Source organism: Nocardia sp. NPDC004260, from assembly GCF_053603155.1.
Genome location: NZ_JBSGEZ010000004.1, coordinates 75,151 through 90,222, shown reverse-complemented (window position 1 = coordinate 90,222; position 15,072 = coordinate 75,151). Strand labels below are relative to the sequence as shown.

Sequence of the window (15,072 nt, the reverse complement as noted above, 5' to 3'; positions counted from 1 at the left end):
TCACTGGTTCCTTCCCAGAGTGAAATCGAAGATGCCGGAATCGAATTCGTTGTATCGCTCGTACTGGAGAAGCTCGTACAGGCGAGAGCGGGGCTGCATTCGATCGAGCAAGCCCGATTGCGTGCCCTGATCGAAGATCTCCCGCAACCCGGCTTCGGCCGCGAACATCGCCAACCGCAGGGTGGACACCGGGTAGATCACCGCGTTGTAGCCGATCCGCTCCAGTGTCGCCGCCGGGATGAGTTCGGACTTACCGAACTCGGTCATATTCGCCAGCAATGGCATCGGCACCGCGGCCCGGAACTTCTCGAAATCCGCGACGGTGCGCAACGCCTCGGTGAAGATCAGATCCGCGCCCGCCTCGGCGTAGGCCCCGGCCCGATCGATCGCGGCGTCGATGCCTTCGATCCCGGCGGCGTCGGTGCGCGCGCAGAGCACGAAATTCGGATCCCGCCGGGCGGACACCGCCGCCCGGAGCCTGCGTACCATCTCCTCGACCGGCACCACCGCCTTGCCGTCGAGATGACCGCACCGTTTCGGATTCACCTGATCCTCGAGATGGCAGCCCGCGATTCCGGCGTCTTCCAGCAGCGAGACCGTGCGCGCGGCGCTCATCGGCTCGCCGAAGCCGGTGTCGGCATCGATGAGCACCGGCAGATCGGTCACGCGCGCGATCTGCCGACCGCGCTCCGCTACCTCGGTCGAGGTGGTGAGCCCGATATCCGGCAGCGCCAGATCGGCCGATACCACGGCGCCGGAGACATACACGCCTTCGAAGCCGATTTCTTGAATCAGCTTGGTCACCAGCGGATTGAACGCACCCGGGAAACGCTGGATCGTTCCGGAGGCCAGGCCCGCGCGGAACGCGGCGCGTTTGTCGGCGGCCGGCGTGGCCGCGGCCAGCAGACCGGTCATCAGAACAGTCCCTTCGGCGATTTCGGCGCCCCTGCGAGTACCTCGTCGGAGACGGTGAAGTTCAACTGACCCAGTTCCTCGGCGGACAGCTGCGGGGTGCGCTGGGCCACGTCGAGGAAGCGGTCCTGCTCGCCCGCGTCGATCACGCCCTCGGCCAGCGTCCGGAACTTGGCGATGTACTGGTCGCGGGTGAACGGCCGCGCGCCGAGCGGGTGCGCGTCGGCGACCGCGAGTTCGTCGACGATCACCTCGCCGCTCTTCAGCGTGACCTCGGCACAGGCGCCGAACGCCTTCTCGTTCGGGTCGGTGGAGTGGTAGCGCCGGGTCCACTCCGGGTCCTCGGCGGTCGAGATCTTGCGCCACAACTCGACGGTGTCGGGCCGCTGCGCACGTTCGGGGGCGTAGGAGCGCTCGTGGTGCCAGCTGCCGTCCTGCAGGGCGACGGCGAAGATGTACATGACGGAGTGATCGAGGGTTTCGCGGGACGCCGTCGGGTCGAACTTCTGCGGATCGCCCGATCCGGTGCCGATCACCACGTGCGTGTGGTGGCTGGTGTAGAGCACGATCGAGGCGATCCGGTCCAGGTCGCCGATCCGCTCCCGCAACCGGCGCGCCAGGTCGATCGGCGCCTGGCTCTGGTATTCGGCGGAATGCTCCTTGGTGTAGGTATCGAGGATGCCGCGCTTGGGTTCACCCGGGCCGGGCAGCGGCACCGAATACTCCTTGTCGGGGCCGCCCAGCAGCCAGGCGATGACGCCGTCCTCCCCTTCCCAGATCGGCGACGGCGCGCCTTCACCGCGCAGGGCACGATCGACCGCTTCCACCGCCATCTTCCCGGCGAAAGCGGGTGCGTAGGCCTTCCAACTGGAGATTTCTCCCTTGCGCGATTGCCGGGTGGCGGTGGTGGTGTGCAGTGCCTGACCGATGGCCTGATAAATGGTTTCGGTGTCCAGGCCGAGCAGCGTGCCGATACCGGCGGCGGCGGACGGGCCGAGGTGGGCGACGTGGTCGATCTTGTGCTCGTGCAGGCAGATCGCCCGCACCAGGTCCACCTGGATCTCGTATCCGGTCGCCAACCCGCGGATCAGATCCCGCCCGCCGCGTCCGGCATGCTGGGCTACCGCCAGGATCGACGGGATGTTGTCGCCGGGGTGGGAGTACTCCGCGGCCAAGAACGTGTCGTGGAAATCCAGTTCGCGCACGGCTACGCCGTTGGCCCAGGCCGCCCACTCCGGCGAGCATCGGCCGTCGACGCCGAAGACGGTCGCGCCCGGCTGGTACGGGTGCGCCAGCGCCTGGGCGCGCGCGTTGGCCACCGGACGACGCGTCACCGACGCCGCCGCGACCGCCGCGTTGTCGATGATCCGGTTGACGATCATCTCCTCGGTCTCCGGAGCGACCGCCACCGGGTCCGCGGCAACCTCGGCGATCCGCCACGCGAGGTGCTCCTCGCGGGGGAAGTGCTCAGCGGAGCGGCGCGTGCGGACGAGGTGGTTTTTCACGACGAAGCCTCCAGATCATCAATTTCCGGGTTTCTTTTCGCACGTTACACACGCCTATGCACCCGGGAAATCCGTTACCAATGCCGAATTTTGCGTACCGCAATCAGCAAATTTGTGGAAATTGCGAAATCTCGTGGTGCTACATTCGCGAGCATGCAGAAGATGTATGCGGGCGGACGGCTGCGTGCACTGCGCGAGCAACGCGGCTTGTCGCAATCCGGCCTGGCGAAGGCGCTCGCGCTGTCGGTCAGCTACGTCAACCAGCTGGAGAACGATCAGCGGCCCCTGACGGTGCCGGTGCTGCTACGCCTGAATTCCACCTTCGATCTGGACATGGGGTTCTTCGCCACCGACACCGACGCGCGACTGCTGGCCGACCTGCACGACGTCTTCGCCGAGGATCCCGACGGCGCGGCGGTGTCCACCGCCGAACTCGACGACCTGGTCTCCCGGGTGCCCGCCGCCGCCCGCGTCCTGCTGAGCCTGCACCGGCGTCTGCGTGGCGCGACCGAACAACTCGAACGATTCTCCGCGGGCATCGAAAGCCCCACGGCTGACCCCGGTCGTGCCATGCCGTACGAGGACGTGCGCGATTTCTTCTACGACCACCGCAACCACATCCCCGAACTCGACCAGGCCGCCGAACAACTCTTCGCCGGCCACGGTCTGTGCATCGGCGGCCTCGACCTGCAACTGAGCAAACTCCTGCGCGAGCAGCACGGCATCAGGGTCGCGATCAGATCCGACGACCCACACCGCCCCGGCCCCAAACGCGTCTACGACCCCGAAGCAGGCCGTATCATGCTCGCCCGCAGGCTCTCCGCCGGTCAGCGCGCCTTTCAACTCGCCACACAGCTGGCTTTTCTCACCCAGACCGCGACCATCGATGCGTTGACCGCGAGGGTGGAGTCGATGGCGGCCGAATCGCGCGAGCTCCTGCGGGTGGGGTTGGCGAACTACTTCGCCGGGGCGCTGATCCTGCCCTACACCCGGTTCCGGGACGCCGCCGAAGAGCTGCGCTACGACATCGATCTGCTGTCGGCGATGTTCGAGGTCGGCTTCGAGACCGTCTGCCACCGCCTGTCCACACTGCAACGCCCCGGACGACGCGGAGTCCCGTTCTTCTTCGTACGGACCGACCGCGCGGGCAACATCTCCAAACGCCAATCCGCGACCGCGTTCCATTTCTCCCGGGTCGGCGGCAGCTGCCCGCTGTGGGTCGTCCACGAAGCCTTCACCACACCCGGCCGGATCCGTACCCAGATCGCCGAGATGCCCGACGGACGCAAATATCTGTGGCTGGCCCGAACCACCGACGAGAGCACCCCCGGATATCTCTCTCCCAGAAGGGATTTCGCGATCGGGCTGGGATGCGACCTGGCGTACGCCGACAAGCTCGTCTACTCCCACGGCCTGCCCATTCATGACGACACCTCCGCGGTGCCCATCGGCGCGGGCTGCAAGATCTGCGAACGCCCCGACTGCGCCCAGCGCGCCTTCCCGCAGCTCGGGCGCGCGATCCGGGTCGACGAGAACCGCGCCGCCAATATCCCGTACACGCCGGCCGACCATCGCGACGAACCGCGGTGATCACACCGGCTCCGTGCCACCTACGAGCCCCAGCCGACGTGCAATTCGGCGCGCATCCGTTCGCGCATGTGCGGGTAGTGGAGTTCGAAGGCCGGGCGTTCGGATCGGATACGGGGGAGTTCGTAGAAGTTGTGCCGGGGAGGCGGGCAGGTCGTGGCCCATTCGAGTGAATTTCCCGCGCCCCAGGCGTCGTCCACGGTGACGACCTCGCCGTAGCGGTAGCTGCGGAACGCGTTCCACACGAACGTGACCATCGAGACGCCCAGAATGAACGATCCGATGGTCGAGATGGCGTTCAGCGGCGTGAAGCCGTCGGTCGGCAGATAGTCGGCGTACCGGCGGGGCATACCTTCGGCACCCAGCCAGTGCTGGACCAAAAAGGTCGTGTGGAAGCCGACGAATGTCGTCCAGAAATGCAGCCTGCCCAGGCGCTCGTCCATGTAGCGCCCGGTCATCTTGGGGAACCAGAAGTAGATTCCGCCGAAAGTGGCGAAAACGATCGTGCCGAACAACACGTAGTGGAAGTGGGCTACGACGAAATAGGTGTCGTGAATCTGCCAGTCCAGTGGCGGGCTGGCGAGGATGACGCCGGACAGCCCGCCGAACAAGAAAGTGACGATGAAGCCGACGGCAAACAGCATCGGGGTCTCGAAAGTCAGGTTCCCCTTCCACATGGTGCCGATCCAGTTGAAGAATTTGACCCCGGTCGGCACCGCGATCAGGAAGGTCATCATCGAGAAGAAGGGCATCAGCACCGCCCCGGTCGCGAACATGTGGTGCGCCCATACCGCCGCCGACAGCACTCCGATCGAGATGGTGGCGTACACCAGAGGTCCATAGCCGAACAGGGGTTTGCGGCTGAACACGGGCAGGATCTCGCTGATGATCCCGAAGAACGGCAGTGCCACGATGTAGACCTCGGGGTGCCCGAAGAACCAGAACAGATGCTGCCAGAGCAGGACGCCACCGGTAGCCGTGTCGTAGATGTGCCCGCCGAGATGCCGGTCGTAGGCCAGCGCCATCAAGGCGGCGGTGAGAATCGGGAACGCGAGCAACACCAGCACGCTGGTCACCAGGATGTTCCACCCGAACATGGACATGCGGAACATCGTCATGCCGGGCGCGCGCAGGCAGACGATGGTGGTGATCATGTTCACCGCGCCGAGAATGGTGCCCAAACCGGATACGACCAAGCCCATGATCCACAGGTCGGCTCCGGCGCCGGGCGCATGGATGATATCGCTCAGTGGCGTATACGCAGTCCATCCGAAATCAGCCGCGCCGCCGGGTGTCACGAATCCGGAGACCACCATCGTTCCGCCGAAGAGGAACAGCCAGAAGCTCAAGGCATTCAACCGTGGAAATGCCACGTCGGGTGCTCCGAGTTGCAACGGAAGGACCGCGTTGGCGAATCCGAACACCGTCGGAGTCGCATACAGCAGGAGCATGACGGTGCCGTGGATGGTGAACAGCTGGTTGTACTGCTCGGGTGAGAGGAACTGCAGGCCCGGCCGTGCCAGTTCCGCGCGCATGAGCAGCGCCATCAGACCGCCGAGCATGAAGAAGGCGGTAGCGGCGACGAGATACATGATGCCGAGCACCTTCGGGTCCGTCGTGGTGACCAGCCGCCACAACACCGAGCCCTTCGGAGCCGTCCGCGCCGGAAACGGCCTGGTCGGTGTGACCTGCGGTGCGAGTGGATACGACACTCGAGTCATCGATACTCCTCACCTACTACCGGCGAGACCTTCACCCGCGGTGGCCGGGGACGAATTCCTGGGCCTTGACTTTCACGCCTTGTGCCACGAGATGCCAGGCGTCGGGGTCGCCGCGCAGCACCGCTTCGGCGGTGGATTTCATCTGGTCCCAGGTGGCGTGCGGTGGGATCGGCGGTACCTCCGGATCGCAGCGGACGTCGAGCACCGTGGGCCGCTCGGCCGACAGCGCCGCTTCCCAGGCAGGCGCGAGGTCGTTCGGGTCGTCCACTGCGATGGCGCCCAGACCGTACGTGCGGGCGAGCTCGGCGTAGGAGACCTCCGGCAGCGACTGCGATTCCTCGAATTTCGGCGCGCCCCCCATCGAGCGCAGCTCCCACGTGACCTGGTTCAGGTCGTTGTTGTGGAACACGCACACCACCAGCCGTGGATCGCGCCACTGCTCGCGGTAACGGCTGATGGTCAGCAATTCGGCCGCGCCGTTCATCTGCATCGCGCCGTCACCGACGAGAGCGACCACCGGCCGGTCCGGGTGGGCGAATTTCGCGCCGATCGCGTACGGCACACCGGGCCCCATGGTGGCCAGCGTCCCCGACAACGAACCCCGCATCCGCCCGCGGAACCGCAGACAGCGGGCATACCAGTTGGTGGACGACCCGGAGTCCGCGGTCACGATGGCGTCCTCCGGGATGCACCGCGACAGTTCCCACACCACCCGCATGGGATTGACCGGCTTCGCGTCCAGCAGCGACTGGCGTTCGATCGTCTCCCACCAGCGCCGCACGTTGGATTCGATCGTCGTCCGCCAGCTGCGATCGGACTTGCGGCTCAGCAGCGGAAGCAGTTCGGTGAGCGTGTGTTTCGCGTCACCGACGAGATTGACCTCGGTGGGGTATCGCATGCCGATCATGGCGCCGTCGATGTCGATCTGCACCGCACGCGCCTGACCGAAGTCCGGAAGGAACTGCGAATAGGGGAAATTCGATCCGATGATCAACAGGGTGTCGCAGTCGCGCATCAGTTCATAGCTGGGCCGGGTACCGAGCAGGCCGATGGATCCGGTCACGTACGGCAGGTCGTCCGATAGCACATCCTTGCCGAGCAGAGCTTTGGCCACCCCGGCTCCGGTGATCTCGGCCAGCTCCATCACCTGCTCGGCGGCGTCCCGGGCGCCTTGCCCGACGAGGATCGCCACCCGCGACCCGGCGTCGATGATCTCGGCGGCTCGTTCGATGCCGGCGCGATCCGCGGTGACCGTGGCATGCAGTGCCGAGGGCGGGCTGGAGGGCACTTGCTTGAACGCGTGCTCGGGCGGCTGATAGCGCTCCTCCTGCAGATCGGAGGGGATGATCAGCGCCGTGGGGGCCCGGCGGGTGGTCGCGACACGGAACGCGCGGTCGAGCGCGTTGGGCAATTGATCGGGAACGTTCACCTCGACCAGATACTCCGACGCGACATCCTTGAACAGGCTCTGCAGATCGACTTCCTGCTGATAGCTGCCGCCCATCGCGCTGCGCGCGGTCTGCCCGACGATCGCCACGACCGGCACGTGATCGAGTTTCGCGTCATAGAGGCCGTTGAGCAGATGGATCGCTCCCGGACCTGACGTGGCGGTGCAGACGCCGACCTCGCCGCTGAACTTCGCGTAGCCCACCGCCTGGAACGCGGACATCTCCTCGTGGCGCGCCTGAATGAAGGCGGGTTTGTTGTCGGCCCGCCCGAACGCGGCGATCAAGCCGTTGATGCCGTCGCCCGGATAGCCGAACACCTGCTGCACGCCCCACTCACGCAGTCGTCGCAAGACATAGTCGGCGACCTGGTCAGCCATGTGGTTCTCCTGTCCGCCTTCGAGGTGTTGTCTCCGGGGCCGATTACCCCGGCCGGCAACCCTCAACCCGAGGCATACCGCCGACCGGACGGGCATCCGCGCGGTGTTCTCGTCTGTTCCGATGCTCACCTGCCGTCGTCGAGAGGATGTGCCCGAAATGGCGCGTTCGCTTCAATTGCCCGGCCATCACGGCGCTTCCGGTCGTTTCCAATGGCCGTTGGAGGCAACCCCTCGGGGTGGTCGTGCCGCGCACACCGGAGGACGCGGCCACTGCGGTCGCCGTCTGCCACGCGCACGACGTGCCGGTGGTGTCGCGTGGTGGCGGCACGAGCCTTGCCGGGCAATGCTGCAACGCGGCGATCGTCATGGACTGGAGCAAATGCTGCACGCGTGTGGTGTCGGTGGACTGTGCCGCCACCGCCGTGGTCGAGCCGGGCATCGCCCTCGAACGGCTCAACAGAGCACGGCCGGGCCGGTGAATGCCGGGAGCGGCGACACCACCTGACGCCCATACTTTTCGTCATCCGCCGGTCCACCGAGCAGTCCCGCTACGGCCGCCGCGACTAGGAATGCTCGCGAATCGTTTCCCATGGTCACCTCCCCCGAGACGGGCATGCTCCCGAGGATGCAGTCGAGCCTTCGCTCTGTTCGACCTGCCGACGCGAGTAGCCGACTACCCGTCTCCCGTAGTTGCGCCCGTACCCGTCTGCCCTGGCACCGCCCCTGATTCCGCGAGACCAACGGATATATCACCCGTCGCCGCGGCTCGAACGCACCATCGTGCTCCGCGACTTCACCGCAGCGGTCGCCGCGGGTAAGGCGGCTCCCGCCCGGGTGCGAGAGCGGGACCTTGGTCCTTCCCCGCTGGCTACCGGTTGCTCTACTGCCACCTCGCCGAAGAGACGGACACTCGCCAGGTACGCCGCCACGATCTCGATCCGGCCCGACAACGGCCCCGCATGCGAACCGGAGGAGCACCCATGTTCACTTCGAGCAAGGCTCCGATCCTGGCGGGTGTCGACGGTTCCGAGGTGGCGCTTGCCGCCGTGCGCTGGGCCGCCATCGACGCCGCCCACCGCCACGCACCGCTGCACCTCGTCTACCTGACCGGCGGCCTCGGCGACCACGGTTCCGGCGTCGAGTTCGGGCCGTCCGTCCCCGGCAGCTATAGGTGGGGCGGCCCGGACGCGCTGGAGCTCGCGTACGCCACGGCCATCGCCGAATCCGCTCCGATCAATCGGATCGACGTGACCGCGGAGTTGACCAACGCCGCCCCCGTTCCGGCTCTGCGCCGCCGATCCGAGACCGCGCGGCTGCTCGTGGTCGGCGCCCATGACCTCGGCGCGTTCAGCCGCGCGATGCTGGGATCGCTGAGCACCGCGCTGGCGCGGCAGGCGGGGTGCCCCGTTGCCGTCGTTCCCCGTGGCGTCGAGCACGGCGACGGGCCTGTCGTCGTCGGCGTCGACGCCTCCACGAGCAGCGCGGCGGCCGTCGGATTGGCATTCGACGAGGCGGCGTTTCGCGGCGCCGGTCTCGTCGCGGTGCACGCGTTGTCCGGCTTCCCCGGCTCGCTCATCGAATCGCGGGAGGGCGGCGAGGGATTGCTCGACCGGAGCCTGGCAGGGTACAGCGAGGCGTATCCGGAGGTGACGGTTCGGCGTGTCGTGGTCGAGGACCACCCCGCCAGGCGACTGCTCGAGGCGGGCGAGAAAGCGCGGTCGATCGTCGTCGGCAGCCGCGGGCACGACGAATTCTCCGCGATGCCGCTCGGTTCGGTCAGTCGAGCCGTACTACACGGGGCGCAGGTGCCGGTGATCGTCACCAGACCGGCGAGCTTTGCGCGGCACTCCCCCAACCGGCGGTAGGCGGCACCGCCACCGCGATCGACGGACCGGCAACGCTCCGAATCACGGTGCACCACGGGCAGCCGTGGGCGCGTAGCAGAGGCCGCACACGACGGCGAGCGACGACTGCCGATCCGATTGCGCCGCTAACGAGCACAACCGACCGTCCAGCCGCCGCCCGCCGAGGACGCAGCCCGCCGCCGTCAGCCGTCCAGGCGCTCCTGGATGGCTTCGATGACGCGAAGCCGCAGTTCATCGGCGCGGATGACCGCATCGACAGAGCCGACTTCGACAGCACGCTGGATATTGTGGATGCGGTCGAACTCCGCGGCCACTTCACCGAGTTTCTCCGCGCGCACCGAGGAGCGCAGTTCGTCCAGTTCCGCGCTCAGCGTGGCCCGATCGGTACCGGACGCGTTGGCGACGCGCACCTCCAGCTCCTGCACCCGTGGGTCGGCCGTGGTGCGGGTGGCGACGTCACCGGAGAACACCGCCGCCGCGGCGGGCGCGCCGCCGAGCACCGAGGCGAACGAGCCTTCCAGCGCCAGGACGGTCATGTTCGGGTTCAACGCCTTCGAGAAGACGACGAACGCGCCACCGTGGTAGCGGGAGATCACGCAGAACACGATCGGACCGTCGAAGTTGACGATCGCACGACCGATCTCGGCGCCGTACTCCAACTGCAACTTGCGCATCGACTCCGGCGACCCGTCGAAGCCCGACAGGTTCGCCAGCACCACCAGTGGCCGGTTGCCGCTCGCGGCGTTGATCGCCCGCGCGGCCTTCTTCGACGATCGGGGGAACAGCGTGCCCGCGGTGTAGGTGTCCGGGCCGTCGGTGGGCGGAAAACCGTGCCGCGGCACGCCCCGGGACTCGATGCCGAGCAGGCACACCGGGATTCCGCCCAGATGCGCGTCCTGCACGACGGCGGTCTCGGCGTCGGCCATGCCCGCCCAGCGCTCCAGCACCGGGTGGTCCTGGTCAGCGACCGCGCGCATCACCGTGCGGATGTCGAACGGCTTCTTCCGGTCCGGATTCGCGGTGGCCGAGAAGATCTCGCCGACGGTGGCGAAGTCGCTGCCCGCCAGGACGTGCGGGAAATCGGAGATGTCGCGATCGATGGGATCGCTGGTCTGCGACCGCCGCGGCGCCTGCTCACCGGGGACGATGTAGGTGTGGTCGTAGTGCGCCATCAGGATGTCGCGCGCCGCGGCCAGGTTCGGCGCCCAGTACTGCGCCTGTCCGTTCGGACCCATGACCCGGTCGTAGCCGCCGATGCCGAAGTTGTCCTCGGCCGACACGCCGCCGGAGAAGTCCAGCGCCTGCTTACCGGTGAGCACCATGGCCGAATCCGGCGTCATCACCAGGATGCCCTTGGTGTGCATGAGCATGGTCGCCTCGGCGTTCCAGTACGGCTGGGCTCCGACATTGATGCCCGCGACCACGATGTTGATCTCGCGGCCCGCCTGGGTGAATTCGACGATCCGCTTGAGCGCGGCCGCCACCCAGTCCATGTTCTCGGTGCCCGATTCCATCGAGATGCGAGCGCCCGCCGACAGCGCGTACCACTCCAGCGGCACCTCCAGGCGCTCGGCCAGGTCCAGTGCGGCGATCACCCGCCTGCACTCCGGTTCCGACAGCGCGCCCAATGCTTTCGTCGGGTCGCCGAGCAGTACCACCCGCGTGACGCCCTCCGGATGCTTCGGGGTGGCCGTGGTGATGACGCCAGCGACGATCGCGGCGGTGTTGCGCCCCTTCGGCCGGTCGACCGGGACCAGCGTGTGGTCGCTGTCGAGGTCGTATTCGGTGAAATTGCCGAGCAGGCCGGTCAATTCGTAGGGGTACACCGCATTGCGGCCCGCGGCGCGCAGCACCTTCTGCCGGTAGGCGTCGAGCGGCTCGATCGGTTCGTCGGACGGCTCGCCGAAGGTCACCACGGTGCCGCCCGCGGCATCGAAACTGATCCGGATGGCCACCTTCACCAACTCGCCGGTGTCCGCGTCGCGTTCCCGCGCGATGAGCACGATTTCCTCGAGTCCGGCGCCCGCGGTCGTCGGCAGCACATGGCCGCCGATCCGCTCGAGCTCGGCGCGGGTGACATCCAGCGGCGGCCAGACGTACATCACGATGCGATTGGTGTTGAGCCGCTTCGCCGACGGCCGACGCGACTGCGCCCGGCGGATCGAGTCGAGGCAGGTGGCGATCGTGCTCTCGGCGGTCGGCAGCGCGAGCAGCCGTCCGTCGTGTTCGCGCAGCGCGGTCAGGTCCCGCACCTGCGCGAACGCGATCAGCCGGTCGTCGGCCGGATTGTCCTTCGCGACGCACCGGAACAGATAGATCTCCTCGTCGTCGGACGACGGCAGGCGGGTGAGATCGAACTTACGCAGCCGCTCCATTTGCATCCGCTGCGCGATGTACGGATGCAGGCCGCGGATCAGCCGTTCCTCGGCGGGGCCGGTGGCCGACGGGCGGAAGGTGAAGTGGTGATGCATGACCGCGCCGTTGCTGCCCGCGACCGTCGCGGTGATCCGGTGCACCTGCTTCGGCAGCGGCTGCGCGCTGAGCACCGAGTGCAGGGCCGCGGCCATGGCGTCGAAGTCGGCGGGCTGCTTCTCCCAGCTGAGATAGATGTCGGCGTCGATCGACACCGCGTCGCCGGTCAGTTCGGCCAGCCCGCGCACCGCGGCGCCGAGCGCGTCGAAGCGCACCGCGGCGGACACCAGGCTCGCACCGTCGCGGTCGGCGATCAGGTAACGGCATCCGTCGACATCGTGGGTGCGGACGCCGGTGAGGCCCTTGTTGCCGTAGTACCGGCGGGTCAGCACCTCGAGCATCGCCGTGTTGTCGTCGCTGCCGCGGACCAGCCGCTGGCCCAGCAACCGCACCAGCGGTTCGGTGCTGCGGACCATGTCGGAGATACGCTCCGCGCGATCGGGCGCGTCGGGATGGGTGTCCAGGTACCGCAGGGACCGGCGGACGTTGGTGTACACGCGGGCGCGATTGCGCCGCAGCAGCGGCTGGCCGTACCAGCCGAACACCAGACCGCGAGCGAGATCGGCGACGACGGGGAAAGGCACCTGGGTCGCGGCGACCAGCCGTTCCAGTGCCAGACCGACCGGTTCGCGCAGAGCTCGATCGGGCATCCGCTCGCCCAGCCACTCCCGCAGCAGTGCCGTCACGACCGCGACGGTGTCGGTGCGTTGCTGGGCGAGGAAGATCCGGAAGACCGCGGCCTCGAGCTCGGGGGAACGCTCCAGATCGGACACGCCGTAGTGGCCGAGCGCCCGCGCGAGCTTGCTCTTGAACGATTCCGGCAGTCCGGCCCGTTCGACGTCCAGGCTCTGCAGGTAGGTGTGGAAGTACTCGCGGGCACTGTGGACATGCCCTTGGGCGTCCTCACCCGACGGCCGGTTGTGGCTCAACTCGGCGAGGTCGGTGAACACGTCGATGAGCTCGAGTTCCTCCGCCAGCGGCCTGCGGTCGTCCGCGACGGCGATACGGCGGGCATCGAGGTAATCCGACAGCACCCGGCGGTCGTCGTGCGGATCGACGTCGAAACCGAGCAACAGGCCGCGCAGGTCCTGCGACCGTCGGACGAGCCGCTCGTGCGGATGAGCCTGCGCATCCCCGGCGGGCAGGTCCAGCTCGACCGACCCGACGGCCGCGGTCTCCTCGACCGCGTCATCGACCAGGCGCTCCAGCCGCAGCAGCGGTGCCCCGGTCTCCACCTGGGTACCGACCGAGACGGCGCATTCCTTCAGCCGCGCCTTGAACGGTGCGCGCAGCACCGTCTCCATCTTCATGCTCTCCAGCACCAGCAGCGGCGCGTTGGCCTCGACCTCGTCGCCGACCTGCAGCGGCGTGGCGACCACGAGCGCGGGTGCGGGTGAGCGGACGACGCCGCCCTCGTCCCGGCTCACCCGATGGGTCACACCATCGACGTCGACCACGTGGATCGGCCCGTGCGTGCCCGCGGTGACGCGGAAGGCGGTGCCGTTGACCACGATCTGGCCGGAATGCCGGTCATAGCGGACCAGGTCGACATCGGCGGTGCGGATGTCCTCGCCCGCCTCGATGCCGATGCGGAACCGATGCGCGCCGGTACGGGCCACGCGCACGCGATAGCCGACTCCGCGCAATTTGAGGTCGAGCGGTCGGCCCGCGTGGTGCTGCACCAGGGGACGACCGCCCGCGGCGGTGGACAGCAGGCGGTCCCGCTCGGCCCGTTCCTCTTCCTCGTAGGCGTCGATGGCGGCGGCCGCGAGCGCGACGGCGGAATTGCGGTGCGAGACGAGGCGACCCTGTCCGCGCACACGGTCGATCCAGCCGGTGTCGGCGCTCGCGTCGATCACCTCGGGCTGGTCCAGCAGTTCGAGGACGAAACTCTTGTTCGTCGCGCCGCCCTCGATGATCACCCGGGTCTGCCCGACGGCCCGGCGCAACCTGCCCAGCGCCTCGGACCGGTCGCGACCGTAAGCGATGATCTTGGCGATCATCGAATCGAAATCGGCGGGGATGACATCGCCTTCGCTGACGCCGGTGTCGACCCGGATACCCGGACCCGCGGGCAGGTCCAAGCGGGCGATCCGGCCCGGCGCGGGAGCGAAGTCGCGGTCGGGATCCTCGGCGTTGAGCCGCGCTTCGATGGCGTGCCCACGCTCGGCGGGCGGCTCGCCCTCGAGCCGTTCACCGGAAGCCACCGCCAGTTGCGCGCGAACCAGGTCGAAACCGGTGGTCTGCTCGGTGATCGGGTGCTCGACCTGCAGACGGGTGTTGACCTCGAGGAACGCGAACAGCTCGTCGCCGGGGTGGTACAGGAACTCGACGGTCGCCGCGCCGCGGTAACCGACCGCGACCGCCAGGCGCTCGGCCGAGGCCTTGAGTTCGGCGACCTGCTCGGGCCGCAGCACCGGTGACGCGGACTCCTCGATGACCTTCTGGTTGCGCCGCTGCACCGAGCAGTCGCGCACACCCAGCGCCCAGGCGGTGCCCTGACCGTCCGCGATCACCTGGACCTCGACATGGCGAGCGCCGGTGACGAGCCGTTCGAGGAACACCACACCACTGCCGAACGCGCGGGCGGCCTCCTGCCGGGTGCGTTCGTAAGCGTCGACCAACTCGGCCTCGTCGGTGACCACGCGAATACCGCGCCCACCGCCGCCCGCGGTCGCTTTCAGCATCAGCGGGTAGCCGATGTCGGCGGCGGAGGCGAGCGCGTCGTCGACGGTCTCGACCGGGCCGCGGCTCCAAGGCGCGACCGGTACACCGACCTCTTCGGCGATGAGCTTCGCGCCGATCTTGTCGCCGAGTTTGCGCATCGCCTCGGCATCCGGACCGATGAAGGTCACGCCGATCTGGTCGCACAACTCGGCGAACGCCGGATCTTCGGCGACGAAGCCCCAGCCGACCCACGCGGCGTCGGCCCGGGTCGCCACCAGCGCGCGTTCGAGCGCCTTCAGATCCAGGTACGGTCGCGCGGAGGCCGGCCCCAGGTCATAGGTGATGTCGGCCTCGCGCACGAACGTCGCGTTGCGATCGACATCGGTGTAGAAGGCGATGGTCTCGATCGAACGTGCCGTTTCCGCGGCCAGGTCTCGGACCGCGTGGATGAGGCGCATGGCGGCCTCTCCCCGGTTCACAATGGCGATGCGGCTGAACACTCGCCGTCCTTCCTCTCC

8 protein-coding genes are annotated in these 15,072 nt (G+C 67.9%); 3 read left to right on the top strand and 5 right to left on the bottom strand.

The window, feature by feature from the left end:
- Positions 1-915 carry a methylisocitrate lyase gene (prpB, locus tag ACWEO7_RS04640; protein WP_452420760.1) on the bottom strand — a complete coding sequence of 305 codons (915 nt, stop codon included), beginning with the start codon at positions 913-915 and terminating at the stop codon, positions 1-3.
- The gene (prpD, locus tag ACWEO7_RS04635) at positions 915-2,417 is read right to left on the bottom strand and encodes a 2-methylcitrate dehydratase PrpD (protein WP_452420758.1); all 1,503 of its coding nucleotides are present in this window, start codon (positions 2,415-2,417) and stop codon (positions 915-917) included. The genes prpB and prpD overlap by 1 nt, the downstream gene beginning before the upstream one ends.
- Positions 2,418-2,570: 153 nt before the next feature.
- Between prpD and ACWEO7_RS04630 the strand changes: the two genes are divergently transcribed.
- On the top strand, positions 2,571-4,007 hold the full coding sequence (locus tag ACWEO7_RS04630) for a short-chain fatty acyl-CoA regulator family protein (protein WP_452420757.1): 1,437 nt from the start codon (positions 2,571-2,573) through the stop codon (positions 4,005-4,007).
- Positions 4,008-4,027: 20 nt separating this feature from the next.
- On the opposite strand, the gene ctaD is transcribed toward ACWEO7_RS04630, so the two are convergent.
- Positions 4,028-5,725 carry an aa3-type cytochrome oxidase subunit I gene (ctaD, locus tag ACWEO7_RS04625; protein WP_452420756.1) on the bottom strand — a complete coding sequence of 566 codons (1,698 nt, stop codon included), beginning with the start codon at positions 5,723-5,725 and terminating at the stop codon, positions 4,028-4,030.
- 31 nt (positions 5,726-5,756) lie between these two features.
- On the bottom strand, positions 5,757-7,550 hold the full coding sequence (locus ACWEO7_RS04620; RefSeq protein WP_452420754.1) for a thiamine pyrophosphate-requiring protein: 1,794 nt from the start codon (positions 7,548-7,550) through the stop codon (positions 5,757-5,759).
- 146 nt (positions 7,551-7,696) lie between these two features.
- Here ACWEO7_RS04620 and ACWEO7_RS04615 point away from each other — a divergent pair, with 146 nt between their 5' ends.
- Positions 7,697-8,029 (top strand): FAD-binding oxidoreductase, encoded by a 333-nt coding sequence (locus tag ACWEO7_RS04615; RefSeq protein WP_452420752.1) that lies wholly within the window; start codon positions 7,697-7,699, stop codon positions 8,027-8,029.
- Positions 8,030-8,530: 501 nt separating this feature from the next.
- Positions 8,531-9,415 (top strand): universal stress protein, encoded by an 885-nt coding sequence (locus ACWEO7_RS04610; RefSeq protein WP_452420750.1) that lies wholly within the window; start codon positions 8,531-8,533, stop codon positions 9,413-9,415.
- A 182-nt stretch (positions 9,416-9,597) separates the two neighbouring features.
- Here ACWEO7_RS04610 and ACWEO7_RS04605 read toward each other — a convergent pair whose 3' ends face one another.
- On the bottom strand, positions 9,598-15,054 hold the full coding sequence (locus ACWEO7_RS04605) for an ATP-binding protein (RefSeq protein ID WP_452420748.1): 5,457 nt from the start codon (positions 15,052-15,054) through the stop codon (positions 9,598-9,600).
- Positions 15,055-15,072 lie beyond the last annotated feature (18 nt).